Consider the following 20,105-nt stretch of genomic DNA (forward strand, 5'->3'; position numbering starts at 1 on the left):
GCCGGCAGGCTCTCTTTTCTAAAAATGAAAACAACTCAGAAAGGATTTCGATTGCTATGAAAAAACCTTCCATTGCCAGTTCCGTTTTTCTTGCCCAAGGTGCGCAGATTGTTGGGGATGTCACCATCGGGGAACACTCTTCTGTATGGTACAATGCAGTATTGCGCGGAGATTGTGCGCCGATTGTTGTAGGGAGAGATACCAATATTCAAGATGCTGCTGTCCTCCACTGTTCCCAAAAGGCCCCCACGATCGTAGGGGATGGAGTAACCGTGGGTCACACTGCTATTCTGCACAGCTGTACTGTGGGGAACCATTCTTTGATCGGAATGGGTGCAATTGTACTGGACCAGGCAGTTATCGGCAAAGAATGCCTGATCGGTGCGGGAGCACTGGTCACGCCGAGAACGGTTATCCCGGACGGATCGCTTGTTGTGGGATCTCCCGCCAAAGTAAAACGGACGCTTACACAGGAAGAGAAAGAACAGCTTCGGGAAAACGCTCTCGAATATCTTGCTCTCTCCCAGAAAGCCATGCAGGAAAATTAACCGCTTCTATTTGCGTCTTACCGCAGAGGTCCCCTGCTCCCTCAGATAGGTGCTCTCCAGATCGGCAAGATGGAGCTTTACCGCCAAGGGATACCGTTCATAAGCCTGGCTGATCGCAAAGCTTCCCCCTCGGGCCGCATCGTCAAATCCGCCCATATGCCAGCGAATCGCCACAGCTTCACTTGTTCTGAGACGAAGAAAGCGCTCGATGAGAAACACCGATTTTTCCCCATGCCCATAAGGAAAGCTATCATCTACCTGATAAAAACTTTTCTTCTCCCAAGCTCCCGTTTCCTCATTTTTGACATTACGGAAGCTTTCCTTATAAAATTGCGCCTTACAGACATCGTGAAGAAGAGCGCAGATCGCAAAGCTTTCCTCATTGTCTTTTCCTTCTTCAAAGTGCTTTTCCCTCATGGTATGATAAACGCTCACACTGTGCTGTACCAGTCCTCCAAGACAGGCACAATGGAATTTACTGCTGGCGGGCGCTGTAAAAAAATCTGTCTTTTGCAGCCACTCCAGAAACGAAACGCTCCCTTCTCTGCTGACATGCGTCTGATAAATCTGAATGAATTCTTCTTTGTATCCCATTGTTTTCCTTTCTTTATTACCGGTGGAACGGTCTTCATATCGTCATATATTTTCTTTCGGACACGGTCCAGGCCCTGCATTTCTCTGAAATTGGTGTACGCTCTACCAAAAAGACCGCTGCGGAAAACGCGGCAAGCTGGATCCGGATACTGGCGCTGCTTCCGCAGCACGGGATCGGGAAAGCTGCCAGAGGAACAGAGTTGACAATTCCGCCTCCTCCCCAGCGGGAATCATCGCTGTTCAGAACCTCACGGAAAATTGAATGATCATCACATCCAAGAAGAAGTCCTTCCAGGTTTTCAGGTGTAAAGTTCAAAACCACAGCCAGGGTTTGTCCTCCTGCTGTGCGCCGGTACGCATAAACTCCCGCGTTCTCTGCCTCGCTCAGCCCTGTGGGAAGCCAGCGGAAGCAAGCGCTGTCATATTCCTTTTCATACAGAGCAGGAGATTCCCGATACAGCTTTCCCAGCTCCTGAAAGAAGCAGCGGAAGGAGTCGTGGGCGGGATAGCGCAAAAGCTCCCAGTCCAATTCCCGGTTTTCATCCCACTCCCGGAAATGTGCGAGTTCATTCCCCATAAAATTTAATTTCTTGCCTGGATGGGTGAACATGTAGGTATACAATGCTCGGCACTGTGCGAACTTCTCCTCGTAGCTTCCATACAGCTTGTCCAGAATCGTCTTTTTCCCATGTACGGTTTCATCGTGGGATAAAGCCAGTACATACAATTCCCGATAAAAATAATCCATGGAAAAAGTAATTTTATGATACTGCTCTTTTCTTGCTTCAAAGGGCTGTGAGAGAAAATCAAGCGTATCATGCATCCAGCCCATATCCCACTTATAGTCAAATCCTAGACCGCCGTATTCCACCGGCGCTGTCACCTTCGGGAAATTGCTGGAATCTTCCGCAATCAGCAAAACCTCGCCAAACAGCCTTTTCAGCCCGCTGTTCATCTTTTTCAGGAAATCCACTGCTCCGATGTTGACGCCGCGCTCCTGCTGCCCCTGCCAATACAGAATATTGGGAACCGCATCCACACGAAGACCATCTGCATGAAATACTCCCAACCAGTACGCAGCCGCAGATTGCAGAAAACTGCGAACCTCTCCACGGTAAAAATTAAAGTTGCAGGAACCCCATTCGCTGAATTCCACATCCTTTTCGGGATACTCATACAGCCGGGTTCCGTCAAAGCGTGCCAGTGCATAATCATTCCCCACAAAATGAGCTGGAACAAAATCAAGAATTACACCGATCTCCTCCTTGTGAAGCTCATTAACAAGATATTTCAGATCATCCGGATCTCCATAACGTGAGGTTGCACTGAAATACCCGCTGAGCTGATATCCCCAGGAAGCGTCCAGCGGATGCTCCATAACCGGAAGAAATTCCACATGGGTGAATCCATTTTCTTTTAAATATCCGGGAAGCAGTTCGGCCAGCTCCCGGTAGCTGAAAAAATCTCCCTCCGGCTTTCTGCGCCATGAACCAAGATGCATTTCGTAGATATTCATGGGAAGGTCATAGCGCAGTCCCCGCTTCCTCATCCATTCCTCATCTGAAAAACGGAAGCTGCTTTTTCCCACAAGGCGCGAAGCGGTCAAGGGACGCAGTTCCGCAGCGAAGGCATAGGGATCCGCTTTGTCAAGAACACGTCCGTCCTTTTGGTAAATTCGAAATTTATATAATTGTCCGGCTTTTGCTTCTGCGGCCTCTGTACTCCAGATTCCGCCGGTATCACGTTCCATCGGCGCACCGTTCCAGCTATTCCAGTCTCCGATCAGCTCTACCCTCTCTGCTCCCGGTGCAAATACACGAAACACAAAGCCACCTTTCTCCTTTTCATGTGCTCCGAAAAAGGCATGTGCATCGAAGCTGATTCCTGTATAAAACTCATCCAATACCATAGGAGCTCCCCTCCGTTTCTTTGTTCGGGATAAAAGTCACCTGGATGATCACAGTATAGCACATTTGCACAGAAGGGTAAACCGTTCTCATAAAAGCAGTCCCACAATTTATCAAAACAATCACTAAAAACCATTGCTTTCTGACTCGCTTCATTATATCATAATCACATGGGGAGAGAGGAACTCTCTTCGCATGATTCACGAAAAACTATTGAAACAGGAGGTTTCTATCCTTATGAAACTGCCGCGCTACTACGAGGATCCGTCCACTCTGCATGTTGGAACGGAGCCCAATCACGCCTATTTTATCCCGTTCCGGGAAGAGAGTCTGGCCCGGCTGGGGGATCGTCAGCTCTCGGAGCGAATGACGCTGCTGAGCGGAGAATGGGGATTCCATTACTATCCCAACCGCTTTGAGGTTCCCGAGCATTTTATGGATGCCGATTTTGATGATTCGTCCTTTGATACCATTCCTGTGCCGAGCTGCTGGCAAATGCTTGGTTATGATCGGAATCAGTATACCAATGTAAACTATCCCTTCCCCTATGATCCCCCTTATGTTCCTGAGGAAAACCCTTGCGGCGCTTACCGCACGGATTTTCTGCTCAGTGAGGAACAGTGTGAGGAGCGTACGTATCTCCACTTTGAGGGTGTAGACTCCTGCTTTTATGTTTGGGTAAACGGCCAGTTTGCAGGCTACAGCCAAGTTTCCCACAGCACCAGCGAATTTGAAATCACTTCCTATGTTGAAGCGGGGCGCAATCAGCTTGCTGTTCTGGTGATGAAATGGTGTGACGGAAGTTATCTTGAGGATCAGGACAAGCTGCGCATGAGCGGCATTTTCCGTGACGTTTATCTTCTCACAAGGCCGCAAAATCACATCCGTGATTTCACTGTGCGCACCCCTGTGGAGGACGATTACAGCACCGCAAAAATCAATCTCACCTTCCAGTGGGAGGGGACAGAAGAAAAGACCGTCTGCACTCTTTACAGCCCTGACGGTGAAAAGCTGGCGGACGCTTCTCCTGAAAACGGATGTGTTTCGTTCTCTGTAGCGGACGCAATTCTCTGGAACGCGGAAGCACCAAACCTCTATCAGGTTGTGATTCGTGCCGCGGGGGAAGTGATTTGCCAGAACGTTGGCATCCGCCGAATTGATATCCGGGATGCTGTTCTTTATTTCAACGGTGTTGCCATCAAACTTCGTGGTACCAACCGTCACGACAGCGATCCCTTTGTCGGTTATGCTGTGGACGAGGAAAAAATGATCACGGATCTGGTGCTGATGAAGCAGCACAATATGAATGCCATTCGTACCAGCCATTACCCCAACGCCCCCTGGGCCACACAGCTGTACGATCGCTTCGGCTTCTATGTGATCGATGAGTCCGACATAGAAATGCACGGTACTACTTCTGTGTATTCCAAGTTCCCTCCGCATGGCTACAGCTATGCGGATTATCTGGTAAACGATCGGGTATACGGCTCTCTTTGCCACGATCCACGCTTTGAAGCAGCTGTGCTTGACAGAGTGCAGCGCAATGTGGAGCGCGATAAGAACTGCCCCAGTGTTCTGATGTGGTCCCTTGGCAATGAGTCCGGCTATGGTCCCAACATGGAAAAGGCAGCGGCTTGGATCAAGACTGTGGATTCAGAGAGATTGGTCCACTATGAGGGCAGCATTTATCAGATCGAGGGTTATCAGAACGATCTGAGCTGCATCGATGTGTACAGCCGCATGTATGCTTCCGTAGAGGATGTAGAGCATTATTGCACCGATGACACACTGAAAAAGCCCTTTATTCAGTGTGAATTTATTCATGCCATGGGCAATGGCCCCGGAGATATCGAGGACTATTTTGAGCGTCTTTACCGCTATGATAAATTTGCAGGAGGCTTTGTATGGGAATGGTGCGACCATGCTGTTTGGATGGGACGCACACCGGACGGGAAAGCAAAGTATGGCTATGGAGGAGATTTCGGCGAATTCCCGCATGACAGCAATTTCTGCATGGATGGCCTTGTTTACCCGGATCGCACTCCCCATACCGGCTTGCTGGAATGGAAAAATGTAGCTCGTCCCGTTCGTGCTTTCCTGAAGGATGCATCCAGTGGTGTCCTTACGCTGCACAACTATTTTGACTTCACCAACCTGGTGGATTCTATGACGATCGAATATGAGGTCACACAGAATGGTATTCCTGTGGCAAACGGTTCCATTGATACACCGGATTTGGCGCCTCATGCGGAAACGGAAATTCGGGTTCCCTATACCATCCCTGAGTCGGGTGTATGCTGCCTGAATCTGTATTACCGTCTCAAAGAAGAGGATGATTTCCGGGAGGAAGGTTATCTGCTTGGTTTTGATCAGTTCATCCTTCGTGAGGAAAAGGCGGCATTTGCTGCAGGTGCTGCTCAAAATTTGAGCGTACGGGAAACAGAGCGCCGTTACATCATCGAGGGCGATTCTTTCCGCTATGTGTGGAACCGCCTGACCGGAACCTTCGAGTCTTTAACCGGCGATCAGATTTCCTTTATGGAAAAGCCTATGGAATGGAATATCTGGCGTGCGCCCACGGACAATGACAGAAATATTCGCCGCGAGTGGGAAAGAGCTGGATACAATCGCAGTTCTCCGCGTGTGTATGAGTCGAAAGCGGAGCAAACGGAAAACGGTGTGGTGATCACAGCCGATCTTTGCCTTGCCGCCATCTATCTCCAGCCCTGCCTCACGCTCCATGCCGTATGGACTATTCTTCCGGACGGAAGAATCCGTGCGGACATCCACGGAGAGCGCGGAGAAGAATTCCCTTTCCTGCCGCGTTTCGGTCTGCGGATGTTCCTGCCCCGTGCTTTTGAATCGGTAGAATATTTTGGCTATGGTCCGTTTGAAAGCTATAGCGATAAACATCGGGCTTCCCTGCTTGGCAAGTATGAAACTACCGTTACAGAACAGCATGAGGATTATCTGCGCCCGCAGGAAAACAGTAGCCATTTTGGTTGTTCTCATCTGGCGGTCGCAAATCTGGATGGCGGTTGTTTGGAAGCTGTCGGTGAGGCTTTCTCCTTCAATACGTCCTGCTATACACAGGAGGAGCTTGCTGGCAAGGCTCATAATTATGAACTCAAACCCTGCGGTTCCACCGTGCTCTGTCTGGACTATAAGCTGTCTGGCATCGGCTCCAACAGCTGTGGCCCGCAGCTCCTGCCGCAGTACCGTTTGGAAGAAAAGGAATTTGATTTCACAATCGAACTGCGTCTGAGCAAATAAATAACTTTCCAACAGCAGTGCCCCCGGATAGTTTTGATAGAAACTATCCGGGGGCACTTTATGATCTGTTCTGTTTTTTACAGGGTACCAAAAATGCGATCTCCTGCATCTCCCAAGCCGGGAACAATATATCCAATTTCATTCAAGCGCTCATCCACCGCCGCACAATAAACCTGCACATCAGGATGTGCCTTTGTCAAAGCTTCAACTCCTTCCGGAGCCGCAATGATGCACATAAATTTAATGGATTTCGGGTGGCTCCGCTTGATAATATCAATCGCATCAACCGCAGAACCACCGGTTGCGAGCATGGGATCGAGCACGATCACTTCACGGCTTTCGATATCCTGAGGAAGTTTATGATAATACTCCACGGGCTGCAATGTCTGATGATCCCGGTACAGGCCGATATGTCCCACCTTTGCAGCAGGAACAAGCGTCAGTACACCTTCCACCATTCCCAAGCCTGCACGAAGAATCGGAACGATCGCAAGTTTGCGTCCGGAAATGATCTTTGTCACCGCAGGCCCCATTGGAGTTTCGATCTCCACCTCTTCCAAAGGAAGATCCCTCGTTGCTTCATAGCACATCAGCATTGCTATCTCGCTCACCAATTCCCGGAATTCCTTGGAACCTGTCTCCTTTTTTCTTAAATAAGTCAACTTATGCTGGATTAACGGATGATCCATTACATGAACCTTGTTTTCCATTGTAGCATTCCCCCTTGTGCTATGGGATTTCACATCTCTCCGTTTTCGATCTGCGTAATCTGCTGAACACGAACCGCATGGCGCCCTCCGTCAAACGGGGTATTCAGATAAATATCCGTCAGTTTGACCGCCATTTCTTCATCAATCACTCGCCCACCAAGGCAAAGAATATTGGAATCATTGTGGCGGCGAGTCATTTCTGTGCAGAACTCATTGGTACAAACCGAAGCGCGAATTCCTTTTACTTTGTTTGCGGCGATGCTCATACCGATCCCAGTTCCGCAGCACAGGATTCCTCGTTCACTCTCTCCGTTTGCTATACTGTGTGCAACAGCAGCTGCAATAGGCCCATAGTTGACCGATTCCTCCGTCATGCAGCCAAAATCCCGATATGGGATGTTGTGCTCCTCCAAATAGTGTTTGATCGCATTTTTCAGCGCAAAGCCTCCATGATCGCATCCTATCGCTATCATTGCATGTCCTTCCTTTCTGTATTTACAGAGGATTCTTCCTTCTGCAAACGTTTTTTCAATTCACGTTCTGCCTGCGGCAGACGAAGATACACAGGCGCAAGCTGATCCGCAGTGACAGCTTCCCCACGCTGATAAGCAGCTAGCGCTGCTTTGGCTGTACCGCAAGCCCGCTGGAATCGCAGTGGCTCCGGAAGCAAAATGGGACTCAAGCTGCGAAATTCCTCTCTCCCAAAGCAGAGACCTGCGCCATCCCCCACAAGATAAAGAGGCCCTGGATAGGCTTTGCAATTATCAGCCGCTTGAGCAGCAGAAACAGCCTGATCCGGTGTTAAACGAGTCAGACGCCCTCTTTCCGCACGAAATAATGCGTGGTAAACCTGTCCGCAGCGTGCGTCCATCAAAGCACAGATCACACCGTCAAGAAAGGTAAGATTCTGTGCCATGGCTTCCAGTGTTGACACTCCTACACATAGCTTTTCCAGCGCCATAGCCATTCCCTTAACGCTGGCAACACCGATCCGAACACCTGTAAAAGAACCTGGGCCCGCTGTCACCGCAAAAAGGTCCACATCCTCCAGAGAAGATTGCGTACAGATCAAAAGCTGTTCGACCATCGGCATTAATGTCTGACTGTGTGTAAGCCTGGTGTTGCAATAAAATTCGCCCAGCACTTTTTCGTCATCCAGCAGGGCGGCGGAGCCTGCCACAGCGGTCGACTCCAGGGCCAATATTTTCATAGACAAACCTTCCCACGCCTGTTTCGGCACATTTTTATCGGCCTTTCGCCTTAAAGCTCCAAGCCCTCTATTTCAAAAATACGTTGGTCCTCCATTTCACCCGGTGAAACAACAATTCGCACGGCGGTTTCCGGCAAAGCCCCCTCTATATTTTCACTCCACTCGATCACCAGGACACCATTCGACTCCAGATAATCAAAAAAACCGGTGGAGTAAAGATCATCCCATGAAGCAACACGATACATGTCGAAATGATAGAGAGGGATTTTTCCGGCATGCTCATGCACCAACGCAAAGGTAGGACTTGAAACCTCTCCTTTGACGCCCAGCCCGTGAGCCAAACCGCGTGTAAAAGCTGTTTTTCCCATTCCCATAGGACCGAATAAAGCCAACACCTCCCCGCCTGTCAAGCGGGAAGCTATTCGTTCCCCCAGCGCTTCCGTTTCCGCTGAGGAATTTGTTACAATCCGCATAATCTTCCTCAAAACAGCCCGGAGATAACACCGCTGCTGTCTACATCAATCCGCTCTGCCGCCGGCACCTTGGGAAGACCGGGCATCGTCATGATATCGCCTGCGTAAGCCACAACGAAACCGGCTCCGTTGGAAAGGCGCAGGTCCCGGATTGTAACGGTAAATCCGGATGGGCGGCCCAGCAGTGTGGCATTATCGGACAGAGAATACTGGGTCTTGGCGATGCAGACAGGAAGCCGATCGCCTCCTAAAGCACGGATATCAGGCAAAGCCTTTTTGGCAGCAGGGCCAAAGGTTACGCCATCCGCACCGTAAATCTCTTTTGCAATAATCTCAATTTTTTCTTCAATCGTTCGATCGTCCGCATAAAGAGGAGCAAAGCGGCGATGCCCTTCCGTACTTTCTATTTGTTTCACAACAGTTCTGGCAAGCTCTTCTCCGCCTTCTCCCCCCTTACCGAACACTTCGGAAAGGGCATACGGTACTCCAAGTTCTCTGCAGCAATCATCCACCACCTGAAGTTCATCCTTTGTATCCGTATGGAACCGGTTGATCGCAACCACAACAGGAACACCAAACTTACGCATATTTTCCACATGGGCTTTCAGGTTCACAATTCCTTTTTGAAGAGCCGCAACATTTTCCTGCGACAACTCCGCCTTGGGAACACCGCCATTATATTTCAGCGCGCGCACAGTGGCCACCACCACAATACAATCCGGAGACAGCCCTGCCAGGCGGCACTTGATGTCCATAAATTTTTCAGCGCCCAAGTCGGAGCCGAAGCCCGCTTCCGTCACACAGTAATCCGCCAGCTTCAGTGCCAGTTTCGTTGCCCGCACGGAATTGCATCCATGTGCAATATTGGCAAACGGACCGCCATGCATGATGGCAGGTGTATTTTCCAGCGTCTGCACAAGGTTCGGCTGAATCGCTTCCTTAAGCAGCGCCGCCATTGCGCCTTCCGCTTTCAAATCCCGGGCATACACCGGTGTGCCGTCATAGGTATACGCTACAAGGATATTTCCCAAACGATTTTTCAAATCCTCCAGATTCTCTGCCAGGCAGAGAATTGCCATAACCTCCGAGGCTACAGTGATGATGAATCCATCCTCGCGCGGAACACCATTGATTTTACCGCCAAGACCCACCACTACATTGCGCAGCGCCCGGTCATTCATATCCAGACAGCGTTTGATCAAAACACGCCGCTGATCAATTTGAAGGGCGTTCCCCTGCTGCATATGATTGTCCAGCATCGCACACAGAAGATTGTTAGCCGCTGTGATAGCGTGCATATCTCCCGTAAAGTGCAGATTGATATCCTCCATCGGAACCACCTGCGCATAGCCTCCGCCTGCTGCTCCGCCTTTGATGCCGAACACAGGTCCAAGAGAAGGCTCACGCAGTGCAATGACGGCTTTTTTCCCGATTCTCGCCATAGCTTGTCCCAATCCCGCAGTGGTGGTGGTTTTTCCCTCTCCCGCAGGCGTAGGATTGATTGCGGTGACCAGAATCAACTTCCCGTCCGGAGCATCCTTTACCCGCTGGAACAAAGCCTCATTCAGCTTGGCCTTATAACGGCCATAAGGCTCAAGCTCCTCCTCCCGGACACCGAGAGATTCCGCGATCTCCCGGATCGATTTGAGCTTTGCCTGCTGGGCAATTTCAATGTCAGTCAACATGCTTCCCTTTTCCTCCGTTTCTTTCGATCACCGATGCCCCTTTTTGCTTTACCGATCACTTTGCAACCACAAAAATCCGGCTGAACATAAAAAGCAGCTGTCGTTCGGCGCTCACGAACACAGAACCTGAGACTGCTTCAAAAACCAGTTGTGATTAATAAAGGGGTTCATCCTGTTGTGATCTCACTTGGATCCATTATATCACAAATTAAAGTATGAGAGAAGAGGATCCTTGCAGTTTCCGACAAAATGCAAACAGACGCCCGCCGCATGTTGCTATCGGGCGTCTGTTCTCCTTAATTATCCATTGAAATCCCCTGCGGATCTTCCGTGGGGCCCCCTTGCGAATCCATCTTTTCAGGTGAATCTGCCGGCGTGATTTCGGATTCCTGTTTTTCACCCTGCGGTGCATGGAAAACAGGAAAAGAAACGATAGCCGTAAACAGATCACCGTCTGTTTCCACACGGAAACTCCCACCGCAGGCCTCCGTAAAGCTTTTCGCAATGGAAAGTCCCAAACCGCTTCCCCCATCTGTCCGACTGTCATCTCCACGCACAAAGCGTTCGGTCAGATCAACGGAATCCAAAAGCTCCTCTCTTGAAACATTTCTTAAAGTAATCTCTGTGTTGTTAAAATCTGTTTCCTGCCTAAGATACACGCGCGTTCCTTCCAGAGAATAGCGCAAAATATTTTCCAGAAGATTCTGGAACACACGGTACAGCTTTTGTCCGTCCGCATACACGAAAACCGCTTCTTCACTGAGAGACACCCGGAAAGACAGTGTGGAGCTTTCAATTTGCTCGTTCATATCCGCCATTGTTTGGCGAACCAGCTTTGTCAGATCCAGTGGTTCATTCTGCATGGTCAGATTTCCGGTAGCGGCTTTGCTCACCTCAAACACATCCTGAACCATTGTTTTCAAACGTTCCGCTTTCTTTGCGAGAATTTCAACATACCCTTTTGCGGTATCCGGCAGTTCTTCCTCCTGCAAAAGCTGAACATAGCTGATAATGGACGTCAACGGTGTTTTCAAATCATGGGATACGTTGGAAATCAGTTCGATTTTCATCCGTTCGCTGCTGATCTGCCGTTCAACCGCTTCCCGGATGCCCGATTCAATGGAGTTCAGATCGTTGGCCGCCTGGGCAAGATCAGAGTCAAACGTGAGCGTCAACGGAGGCAGACTCTCCCCTCTGCTTACCGCACTGATGCGATCCAGCAAACGTCCCGTTTCCTCCACCGCAACACAGAAGGTTTTCCGGCTTCTGTGCCAAAAATAAGCTGCCAACAGAGTCAACGGTATCATGGGAATGAAAAAACCTCCATGGAATGCCAATAAACAGAACAGCGCCAAAAGAAGATAAACGGCTACTCCAATCCACACCGCGGGACCATACCAGATCAAGCGCTTTTGAAAGGGGAGCAGCTTTCTTCTGCGCTCCAGAAAGCAATACAACGCCATAGGGCCATTATGTTTCCAGATGCCTTTATTCCATCGTAAATCGTTGACAAAAAAGAAAAAGAACCAGAGAGACAAATCGCCCCATACAAATGGGCCCATGGAAAGACCTGTAAGAACAGCAAAGAGAAACGCGGCACCAATAATCAGTTTCCATTCAAACCAGATATGAGCTGTTACCCCGGCTGCTGCCTGCCAAAACGCGTTGCGGGAAGCTCTCATAAACGTATACACCAGCAATAAAAGAATTCCCGCAAAAAATACCATGCACCAGAGGAAAAAAGCAAATGACAATCTTTCCTGTTCCGATTGAATGCTTGCCAGAACATCATAGGACGATACAGAGAGAAGCTCCTTGCGCGCGGCTAACCAAACATTGCAGCGTACCAGCTGATCCTTCGGAAAACTGGAAAATATGGTACTCTCTCCTCCCTGGAATCCAGGAAGCTCCCAATCGCTTTCCATGGTATAGTAACCGCTTCCATAAAGGTCAACTGGTTCTCCATCCTTTATGGCAGTTACGGTTTTTCCGTTGAAATGCAAAATGAAATTATATTCTTCCGGAAAAGATGGTATTTTTTCGGTTACAGAAACCGTACCTGCCGTACTTCTTGCAACCTCTTTGCTTTCATATCGAATATAATAAAGAAGATTGGGAGAGTCTGGAAGGCTGGAAGATTCCGTTCCATTTTGTCCCTCATTTTGTTCGGTATTCTGATTCTGTGACTCAATAGCGGTTTGAATTGCTGTATAAAGGCTACTGGACATTGTTTGGCGAAAGCGGGCAGTTTCCTGATAATCTTCCGCTGTTGCATAATCATAATATTCTTCCCATCCGCCTTCTATTGGAATCACATAGAAAGCAGCAATCACACACCCTATCAAACAATGTAGTCCTAAAAACAAGCAGAAAAACGAGAAAAAAGGCCTACTTTTTTTCGATTTTGTATCCAATTCCCCACACCACCTTTAAATACTCGGGTTCTTTGGGATTGATTTCTATTTTTTCACGGATTCGTCGGATATGCACCATTACAGTATTTTCCGCCGCGTACGCTTCGCCTCCCCACACGCGCTGATAAATTTCCTCTGCGGGAAAAATTCGGCCAAGATTTCGCATCAGCAAATCAACAATTCCTGTTTCCGTCGCTGTAAGGCGAATCGGTTCCCCATCGGCGTAGAGGCATCGTTCCTCCGTGCTGTAGGCAAGCCTTCCGTTGCGAATCAGACTTTTCTCTCCAGAAGAACGTGCATCACCTAAACTATTGTATCGCCGCAGCTGAGAACGTACGCGGGCAACCAGTTCCTGTGGATGGAAAGGCTTCGTCACATAATCATCCGCTCCAATGGAAAGTCCGAGAATCTTATCAGAATCCTCACTTTTGGCCGAAAGGACTATGATCGGAATATTTCGGCGTTCTCTCAGCTTCATCACAGCAGAAAGCCCATCAAGCTTCGGCATCATTACATCCACAATCAACAACTGAACCCGACGTTCCACTGCCAGTTCAAGTGCTTGCAGGCCATCATAAGCCTTCAACACCTCATAACCTTCTTTTTCCAGAAGAATCGCGATCGCTGCCACAATTTCCCTGTCATCGTCTGCCACTAAAATACATTCCCGCATTCTTTCAATCCCTCTTTTCCCTGTGCACATATCGTAAAATAAAAATCTTACAAACCGCTTTATAAAAATCTTACAGAAGTCTGACATTTATTATACAGGAAACCGCCTAAGATTGACAGCTTTTTCAATGCGATATATTTTCTGAAAAAAGCTTGGAAAAAACTGTTGACAATCAGAACAGAATCCGCTATAATTACTATCGTTGCACTGAGGAAGTTGTGGAGAGGTGTCCGAGTGGTTTATGGAGCTGGTCTTGAAAACCAGTGATCTCGCAAGGGACCAAGAGTTCGAATCTCTTCCTCTCCGCCACATTTTCAAAGCACATTGTGCTTTGAATTGATGATTCCGTTTGTAAAACTTGATAGTTGATAGATGAATTTACCTTTGGAGAAATACCCAAGTGGTGAAGGGGCTCCCCTGCTAAGGGAGTAGGTCGGGTAACCGGCGCGAGGGTTCAAATCCCTCTTTCTCCGCCAGACAAAGCAGTTACACAGAAGTGTAACTGCTTTGTTTTTTATTTAAATTTGTGTACAGGCACCGCAAGGAGGAATTTTATGCTTAGCAATACTGGTTTCGATTTATGGGCTGATAATTATGATAAAGATGTAGGAATATCAAACGAGGAAAACTGTTATCCCTTTGCCGGATACAAAAAAATTTTAGCCAGCATTTTTGAAACCATTATGGCAAAACCCCACCTCACTGTGCTGGATATTGGATTTGGAACCGGTACACTGACCGCAAAGCTTTATGAAAAGGGCTGTGAAATATATGGCCAGGACTTCTCCTCCCAAATGTTGGCCTTGGCTTCCGCCAAAATGCCGGGAGCACATCTTTATCAAGGGGATTTTGTAAAAGGTTTGGCGGAGCCGCTGGCAAACAAACGATATGATTTTATTGTTTCCACCTATGCGCTGCATCATTTAACAGATCCGCAAAAATATACCTTTCTGCGGCAGCTTTTGGAACGCCTGAACGACGATGGAAAAATCCTCATTGGCGATATTGCTTTTGAAACAAGGGAGGAACTGGAGAATTTTCGCCAAACTGTTGGAGATGATTGGGATCAGGAGGAAATTTATTTTGTCATCAATGAAATGAAACGTGAATTCCCACAGCTGAAATTTTATCGTTTCTCCTGTTGTGCGGGAATGATTTCCATAGAGCCGGAAAACAGGGCCTAAACACTGGAACACGCCATCAACCAACAGAAAAGACCAGAATTGCTGACCTAAAAGTTCAGCAATTCTGGTCTTTTCATATGTACAGCACTGAAAAATTTGTGCTATGCACAAATTTTATCGTTTAATGCTTGTGGGGATATGCTCAGCCCTTTTTGTATCCACATTTGGGGCACACACCGTTTTTCAGTGCGATTCCGCACAGCGGGCAGCGATCGATCTGATTCTTGGTTTCAAACTCGGCTGTCGCAGCATTTACACCGCTGGTGAAGGTAAGTTTAGCAATGTTCAGCTTGTCCTTGAGAAGATCATAAACAATCTTAATCATTCCCTCTACCGTCATGGTTTCCTTTGTCACAACCAAACGGCAATCAGGATAAGCGGTGGCAAGCTCGGTCTTAAAAGCTTCGCCCTTCATCTTATTGTTGGGGGCGCCGTCTTTGATCCCCTGCTTCTCATATACTTCAAGAATCGCAGGCAGCAGAGGATCGTCCTCGCGCAACACCAAAGCGTGGTCAAAATTCTTGAGAACATCCCACGCAGTCTTTTGAATTTCGTTGCACGGGAACACCATGTTCACTCCTGGCTCCACGGAATCTTCCACCTCGATGGTGAGCACGCCGGTGTGACCATGCAGATACTGGGCCTCCCCCTTAAAACCATAAAAACGATGGGCATACTGCAGATCCAGCTTTGTGATACTTCTCATACTCATTTCCTCCTTTAAATATTTATTTACGGGTCTCACCCGCATTCACGGCAAGGGATTCCTTTTGTTTGCAGGAAGGACAGATTCCCCGAAAAATAATATCATAGCCACTGAAATCAAAGCCATGAGAATCCCGAATCCGCTCTTCCAAACCTGAAACAAAGTCCATGTCTACATCGAAAACATGCCCACATTTCTCACATTTCACATGAATATGGTCATGGCAGCGATGATCAAAATGATCGCAACCGCCGGGAATTTCCAGCTTACGGATCTTTCCCATTTGTGCCAGTCGGTTCAAATTGCGATACACAGTGGCACGGCTGATAGTTGGATGCTGCTGATGAATTTCTTGGTACACTTCATCGGCAGTGGCATGGCAGCCAAGGTGACCGACGGTTTCCAAAACAATTTGACATTGAAGTGTATTTCTTTGACTCATGATATTCAATCCTTATTGATATCTTGTATCGTTAATATATCACTTAATGATTCCGATGTCAAGTATATTTTTTAATTTATTCTTTCTTTTGTCCAATTTTTTACTTTTTAAACTTTCTATGTATTTCTTACCCTGGTTGAATTGATGACTTCTTTCCGATATAATAAAAAACAAACTGATATGGTATCATTTGTTTCCAGAAACTTATCAAAGAGAGGAAGCTATCATGCACAAAATCAAAACAAGAGGATGGAAAAGTTGGATACCAGGCCTGCTGCTTCTTTTCCTCCTTTCCGGTATAGCCGGATGCGGAACACTTCAAAACAGCCGTGAGGTCGAAGCCGGAATAAAAAAGGCTTTTCCGGATGCTGTTATTCTGCAAGCAAAAAGTGGAAAAGATCAAAATGGATATCGATTCAAAGAATTTACAATTGATAACAAAGGTGTTGTCTTTACTTATAAGAATTATCAAAAGGATGCTTTTTTCTTCAGTGGGACGGTTGCTGATTCCACCAACGATTACAGCGAACGGCTTCTCAATTTCTTTTCGGAAAAAATAGAAGAAATTACAAAAAAGTATTTGGTACAAGTGGAAGAAATCGGCTCTTCAATCCAAATGGAGAACCATATTACTGATATGCAGCAGATCGATACGGGAGCACAAGCTTTTCAGGAAATCTATCTTCTCCTCCAGGATCATCTTCCTCAGGTTAAACTGGACTGGTTTGACTTTCAGTTAAATTTTCGTACTTTTTATGATAACAATCAGAAACAATTGATATCAGTGGAAAAACAGGGAGATTGGGACTATTCCTATGCCCGAAATCTTTTATATCTGAATTTTAAAGCAGATGTGGATATGGGGCTGGTCTCCAATGTAAAATTGTCAAATGAGTTGCTGGATTCCATCCCTCAAAAATACATTCGTGCTCTGTATATCAATGGGAATCCCTATCAGTCTGAAGCATATGAAATTGAATTTTTATATAACCTCGAAGATGAGCGGTATTATGCTCTTGTCGGTTTCGGAATTGAAATAGAATATAACGGAGGAGTAAAAGACTATCTGCAACGGGAAATCATCGAATCCTATTATCCGGATGCTGATTACTCCATTTCTACAAAGGATCAAACATCTTCTTATCAGATTGGCGACGATCACTATCTGATAACGCGACAGAAAAACGGCTTAAAATTCTTTAAAAACAGTCAGGAACTGAAAATCAAAAGCTACAGTCAATTATCCGGTACAAGCACAGGAGCAACCTACTATTACTGGATCAGTGTGGATGACTTTGCTGCACTGATGGGAATGTCTGTTGACAGTGTACAGAAGGATGGTGTGTATCTCTTTGTATAAAATAAGCCGGAGAATGCGGGTTACCGCATTCTCCGGCTTATTTTTCGCTCAAAACTCTGATTTTATCTCAGTAAATAAATCACCACAGGGGCAACATAGACGGCGAGAAAAACACCCGCACAAAGTATGAAAAATACTACCTTTGCGGGAAGCTCCACAAAACGAAGGACAGGCGGATAACCTTTCCGCAAAAGGAGCATCAGCAAAACGAGTGCAGCCAAGCCACAAACAGCCAGCCAAAGTCCAGTTCTCATCCCGGATGGAAACGCGGAAACGCGTACTTCATTTTCTCCTTCTGTGAGCGGAACAGCAAGAAAACAATCCCAAATAGTTTCTGTCTGCACTTCTTCCCCATTTACAGTCACCAAAACATTCCCATCGCTGGGAACCGGCAAAAACAAATAGTCTCCCTCTTCAGCGGAAAAGGTTCCCAAAAGCTCTCCTTGTGTTTCCGAAAGTCCGTCTCCTGAAACAGTGGAAAAAGCCGACTCCAGCACAACATGATCCATCCCATAAACGCCAAACGATCGGGCAGAACAGGGACGGAGCAACTCCACCTGCACAATGACCGTTTCATCTGTAAAGGTGCCGAGCTCCACCAGACCATTGCTGCTTTGCGAGGGATAGTCCTGATCGATAAGCTCCTGTCCTACAAAAACATGGAAAGAATCGTTGATTGCCTCGTACAAATAATTATGCAGTTCATCAAAGCAATCAAAATAAAGTGTCTGCGTTCCTTCTACCGGAATTTCATAATAGAAATAGGCCCGCCCATTTTCCAGATGAGGCGTCAGCTCCCATTTTTCTCCATGTTCGACAGTGACATTTACTGTCTCCTGTGGCTGATATTCTGTCACCAAGCGCTCCTGCGTACCAAACAGAGACTCTGAAAGCCACTGCTGCAAATCCATGCGGGACAACTCTTCCGACAAAACGGAAAGCTTTGCAAGATCGCCTTGAGGTGAAAAAACAAATCCAAATGGAAGACGAAAGGGAGATTCTGTGATGGCATAAGTATCATTCTGATAGACAATCCGGCTCTCGTTGGGAAGATCGTCTTTTCGGTACACGTTATATTGGTTTCCCAGAATAGCATCCGTAAGAAGCGTACCACCGTTGGAATTCACCTCCATCCAGTAGGAGGAATACCCTAGCTTTTTCATGGCAAACATGTAGCTTTTTGAGGTTAAGGAGGTATAGTGATTTAATGTGGGATAACCAAGCGCACCGAGAAGATTAGCGTCAAAATATTTCTTTTGGTTTTTTACCCGGTAAAGACTGTCCTCAGGCAAACGTTCGGACAAATCAAGAATCTCTGCCCGACTGTCAGCGGACGAAGCTGCTGAACCAAGATAAACACTGAGCTGAAACGGTGTTTCCACGCAGAGAAAAAGACAAAAAAGGATAGTAAAAACACGGCGGGTCAAAAGACGTTCCCGCAGAAACAGAACCAACAGACCACAGGCCAGAATTGACGTAAGAAAAAATCCAGCCAACTGACGCAGAGACTCGTCAGAACCCCATAATGTGCGCGTATAGACTGTAATTTCATCAAATTTGAGGTAAAGCAGGATACAGGACGCGACAAAAGGCAAAGCGGTAGCTACCATCGCAAGAAAAAGCGGGAACGGTGAGCTTTGCAGCGGATGTTCTTTCTTGGGAATTCCCTGGTTCAGAAGAAAAGCAAGCAAAACCAAACCCATCAGCGTTGTCATATATCCATAACGAACAGGGAACGCCTGATAGCTTCCCGTATGCCACATTTTGTTGATGGGTTCGATCACGACCGGAAGCAGCAGGAGAAAAAACAGAACCAGAACAGCCCGAATTCTGGCCGTCGCCTGTTTCCAGTAGAACAGGGTCAAAAGAAAACCTGCGGCAACACCCGCTGTGCTAAACACAACAGGCAGCGTGGTATTCAGTCGGGTAAAAAAGCTTCCAATCTGTAGATTTTCAATCAAGTTTCCTGTACGGGCAGAAGCGGCATATTGCAGCAAAGACGGAAGCCAAACCGGTCCTGTAACAAGTGCGGCGGTCACTGTACCAAGTCCCAAAAGAACAAGCACTCGTCCCCTGTGCTCTCTCGGAAGCGTAAAAAGCCAGAGGCCGCTGGCAAGAATCAGGAAAATCACCAGCATATAGCTTAAATAAAAGTGAACCGTCAGCATGGCAGCCAATGCCAGAATATAAGCCAACGGCTTCTCCTGTTCCGCAAGGCGCAGCAAGGCCAGAAGGAATAAGGGAAACAGATACATCACATCCAGCCATACGACATTTTGATAATAGAGAAGCGCATAGCCGGAACAGGCGTACATAACACTTAACATCACCCCGGCAGGCCAATCCAAAGCTGGAAATCTTTTGCGGAAAAAAACGGCTGCTGTCACAGAGCAGGCTGCCATTTTCATGGCAACCAGCAAATTGGCAAAGCTCCAAAAATCACTCTTCTGCACAAAAACCACAAGAAAAGAAAACGGACTGGAAAGGAAGAAAAGGAACACACCCCAGAAATTCATCCCACCCGCATTTTGGAGATTTAAAAACAAAGAGCTCTTTCCCTCAAGGATATCCTTAAAATCCATCAGCAAAGGCAGCACCTGCTGGTCCATATCGCACCAGGAAAGTGTGTTTCCTCCAAACGGGAACAGACCATAACAGGCAAAAACGGCAGAAAGAAATCCCAGCACCACCAAAGGGGGCAGAAGATATGGTACAAATCGTCGGAATGTCTGTTTCATCACAGCCCGCTTTACAAAACGGGCCTTCGCCTCCTTCCTTTCCCCATGAGAAACAGCGGTTCTCTGATCTTTAAGAGAACCGCTCAGCCTGTCGAAAAAGGTCACCGATTGGTGGCCTTTTTCTCGTATAAAGGGAGAAAATGCGGTATAATGAGTTTGGGGTGATAAAAATGCTGGTAAAGAATGCA

At 47.4% G+C, this 20,105-nt stretch carries 16 protein-coding genes and 2 tRNA genes; 6 read left to right on the forward strand and 12 right to left on the reverse strand.

Annotated features, from left to right (window positions below; all coding sequences use genetic code 11):
* The first annotated feature begins 56 nt into the window (after positions 1-56).
* Positions 57-548, forward strand: a complete 492-nt coding sequence (locus B5F35_RS10720; protein ID WP_087240803.1) for a gamma carbonic anhydrase family protein — start codon at positions 57-59, stop codon at positions 546-548.
* A gap of 6 nt (positions 549-554) precedes the next feature.
* On the opposite strand, the gene B5F35_RS10725 is transcribed toward B5F35_RS10720, so the two are convergent.
* Together B5F35_RS10725 and glgB are read right to left on the reverse strand one after the other, a co-directional pair.
* The gene (locus B5F35_RS10725) at positions 555-1,142 is read right to left on the reverse strand and encodes an HD domain-containing protein (RefSeq protein WP_087240805.1); all 588 of its coding nucleotides are present in this window, start codon (positions 1,140-1,142) and stop codon (positions 555-557) included.
* Positions 1,143-1,176: 34 nt separating this feature from the next.
* Complete coding sequence (gene glgB / locus B5F35_RS10730; protein WP_087240807.1) at positions 1,177-3,051, reverse strand: 1,4-alpha-glucan branching protein GlgB; 1,875 nt, start codon at positions 3,049-3,051, stop codon at positions 1,177-1,179.
* 235 nt (positions 3,052-3,286) lie between these two features.
* Here glgB and B5F35_RS10735 point away from each other — a divergent pair, with 235 nt between their 5' ends.
* On the forward strand, positions 3,287-6,322 hold the full coding sequence (locus B5F35_RS10735) for a glycoside hydrolase family 2 TIM barrel-domain containing protein (protein WP_087240809.1): 3,036 nt from the start codon (positions 3,287-3,289) through the stop codon (positions 6,320-6,322).
* Positions 6,323-6,399: 77 nt separating this feature from the next.
* Here the strand turns inward: B5F35_RS10735 and upp are convergent, their stop codons facing one another.
* The 7 genes from upp to B5F35_RS10770 all read right to left on the reverse strand — a co-directional run bounded on the left by upp (position 6,400) and on the right by B5F35_RS10770 (position 13,487).
* Entirely contained in the window at positions 6,400-7,032 is a 633-nt protein-coding gene (upp, locus tag B5F35_RS10740; protein ID WP_087240811.1) for a uracil phosphoribosyltransferase, read from the reverse strand.
* A 29-nt stretch (positions 7,033-7,061) separates the two neighbouring features.
* Positions 7,062-7,505: a ribose 5-phosphate isomerase B gene (rpiB, locus tag B5F35_RS10745; RefSeq protein ID WP_087240813.1), complete on the reverse strand. Its 444-nt coding sequence runs from the start codon at positions 7,503-7,505 to the stop codon at positions 7,062-7,064.
* Positions 7,502-8,242: a tRNA (adenosine(37)-N6)-threonylcarbamoyltransferase complex dimerization subunit type 1 TsaB gene (gene tsaB / locus B5F35_RS10750; protein ID WP_087240815.1), complete on the reverse strand. Its 741-nt coding sequence runs from the start codon at positions 8,240-8,242 to the stop codon at positions 7,502-7,504. Before tsaB ends, rpiB begins: the two co-directional genes overlap by 4 nt.
* 50 nt (positions 8,243-8,292) lie before the next feature.
* The gene (gene tsaE, locus B5F35_RS10755; RefSeq protein ID WP_087240817.1) at positions 8,293-8,715 is read right to left on the reverse strand and encodes a tRNA (adenosine(37)-N6)-threonylcarbamoyltransferase complex ATPase subunit type 1 TsaE; all 423 of its coding nucleotides are present in this window, start codon (positions 8,713-8,715) and stop codon (positions 8,293-8,295) included.
* An 8-nt stretch (positions 8,716-8,723) separates the two neighbouring features.
* Positions 8,724-10,400 (reverse strand): formate--tetrahydrofolate ligase, encoded by a 1,677-nt coding sequence (locus B5F35_RS10760; RefSeq protein WP_087240819.1) that lies wholly within the window; start codon positions 10,398-10,400, stop codon positions 8,724-8,726.
* Between the two features lie 296 nt (positions 10,401-10,696).
* Positions 10,697-11,707, reverse strand: a complete 1,011-nt coding sequence (locus tag B5F35_RS18720) for a sensor histidine kinase (RefSeq protein ID WP_162611403.1) — start codon at positions 11,705-11,707, stop codon at positions 10,697-10,699.
* Between the two features lie 1,081 nt (positions 11,708-12,788).
* Positions 12,789-13,487: a response regulator transcription factor gene (locus B5F35_RS10770; protein ID WP_087240823.1), complete on the reverse strand. Its 699-nt coding sequence runs from the start codon at positions 13,485-13,487 to the stop codon at positions 12,789-12,791.
* 220 nt (positions 13,488-13,707) lie between these two features.
* Here B5F35_RS10770 and B5F35_RS10775 point away from each other — a divergent pair.
* The 3 genes from B5F35_RS10775 (at position 13,708) to B5F35_RS10785 (ending at position 14,671) form a co-directional block, all read left to right on the forward strand.
* A tRNA-Ser gene (locus tag B5F35_RS10775) sits at positions 13,708-13,796 on the forward strand.
* A gap of 77 nt (positions 13,797-13,873) precedes the next feature.
* Positions 13,874-13,963, forward strand: a tRNA-Ser gene (locus tag B5F35_RS10780).
* Positions 13,964-14,041: 78 nt separating this feature from the next.
* Positions 14,042-14,671: a class I SAM-dependent methyltransferase gene (locus B5F35_RS10785; protein ID WP_087240825.1), complete on the forward strand. Its 630-nt coding sequence runs from the start codon at positions 14,042-14,044 to the stop codon at positions 14,669-14,671.
* A gap of 142 nt (positions 14,672-14,813) precedes the next feature.
* On the opposite strand, the gene B5F35_RS10790 is transcribed toward B5F35_RS10785, so the two are convergent.
* Positions 14,814-15,377, reverse strand: a complete 564-nt coding sequence (locus tag B5F35_RS10790; RefSeq protein WP_087240827.1) for a 6-pyruvoyl trahydropterin synthase family protein — start codon at positions 15,375-15,377, stop codon at positions 14,814-14,816.
* A gap of 22 nt (positions 15,378-15,399) precedes the next feature.
* Positions 15,400-15,819 carry a Fur family transcriptional regulator gene (locus B5F35_RS10795; protein WP_087240829.1) on the reverse strand — a complete coding sequence of 140 codons (420 nt, stop codon included), beginning with the start codon at positions 15,817-15,819 and terminating at the stop codon, positions 15,400-15,402.
* A gap of 226 nt (positions 15,820-16,045) precedes the next feature.
* Between B5F35_RS10795 and B5F35_RS10800 the strand changes: the two genes are divergently transcribed.
* A complete protein-coding gene (locus B5F35_RS10800; protein WP_087240831.1) occupies positions 16,046-17,179 on the forward strand; it encodes a hypothetical protein in 1,134 nt (377 codons plus the stop codon).
* Positions 17,180-17,241: 62 nt separating this feature from the next.
* On the opposite strand, the gene B5F35_RS10805 is transcribed toward B5F35_RS10800, so the two are convergent.
* Complete coding sequence (locus B5F35_RS10805) at positions 17,242-19,917, reverse strand: YfhO family protein (RefSeq protein WP_087240833.1); 2,676 nt, start codon at positions 19,915-19,917, stop codon at positions 17,242-17,244.
* Between the last annotated feature and the right edge of the window lie 188 nt (positions 19,918-20,105).

This window comes from Anaeromassilibacillus sp. An200 (assembly GCF_002160025.1).
GTDB classification, from domain to species: domain Bacteria; phylum Bacillota; class Clostridia; order Oscillospirales; family Acutalibacteraceae; genus Caccousia; species Caccousia stercoris.

Excerpts from the sequence above, each read along its gene's own strand:
- tsaB (WP_087240815.1), bottom strand. The coding sequence starts at position 8,242 with ATGAAAATATTGGCCCTGGAGTCGACCGCTGTGGCAGGCTCCGCCGCC.
- B5F35_RS10735 (WP_087240809.1), top strand. The coding sequence starts at position 3,287 with ATGAAACTGCCGCGCTACTACGAGGATCCGTCCACTCTGCATGTTGGA.
- B5F35_RS10725 (WP_087240805.1), bottom strand. The coding sequence starts at position 1,142 with ATGGGATACAAAGAAGAATTCATTCAGATTTATCAGACGCATGTCAGC.
- B5F35_RS10805 (WP_087240833.1), bottom strand. The coding sequence starts at position 19,917 with ATGAAACAGACATTCCGACGATTTGTACCATATCTTCTGCCCCCTTTG.
- B5F35_RS10760 (WP_087240819.1), bottom strand. The coding sequence starts at position 10,400 with ATGTTGACTGACATTGAAATTGCCCAGCAGGCAAAGCTCAAATCGATC.
- B5F35_RS10720 (WP_087240803.1), top strand. The coding sequence starts at position 57 with ATGAAAAAACCTTCCATTGCCAGTTCCGTTTTTCTTGCCCAAGGTGCG.
- tsaE (WP_087240817.1), bottom strand. The coding sequence starts at position 8,715 with ATGCGGATTGTAACAAATTCCTCAGCGGAAACGGAAGCGCTGGGGGAA.
- B5F35_RS10785 (WP_087240825.1), top strand. The coding sequence starts at position 14,042 with ATGCTTAGCAATACTGGTTTCGATTTATGGGCTGATAATTATGATAAA.
- B5F35_RS10770 (WP_087240823.1), bottom strand. The coding sequence starts at position 13,487 with ATGCGGGAATGTATTTTAGTGGCAGACGATGACAGGGAAATTGTGGCA.
- B5F35_RS10795 (WP_087240829.1), bottom strand. The coding sequence starts at position 15,819 with ATGAGTCAAAGAAATACACTTCAATGTCAAATTGTTTTGGAAACCGTC.
- B5F35_RS18720 (WP_162611403.1), bottom strand. The coding sequence starts at position 11,707 with ATGATACCGTTGACTCTGTTGGCAGCTTATTTTTGGCACAGAAGCCGG.
- B5F35_RS10790 (WP_087240827.1), bottom strand. The coding sequence starts at position 15,377 with ATGAGAAGTATCACAAAGCTGGATCTGCAGTATGCCCATCGTTTTTAT.
- glgB (WP_087240807.1), bottom strand. The coding sequence starts at position 3,051 with ATGGTATTGGATGAGTTTTATACAGGAATCAGCTTCGATGCACATGCC.
- B5F35_RS10800 (WP_087240831.1), top strand. The coding sequence starts at position 16,046 with ATGCACAAAATCAAAACAAGAGGATGGAAAAGTTGGATACCAGGCCTG.
- rpiB (WP_087240813.1), bottom strand. The coding sequence starts at position 7,505 with ATGATAGCGATAGGATGCGATCATGGAGGCTTTGCGCTGAAAAATGCG.
- upp (WP_087240811.1), bottom strand. The coding sequence starts at position 7,032 with ATGGAAAACAAGGTTCATGTAATGGATCATCCGTTAATCCAGCATAAG.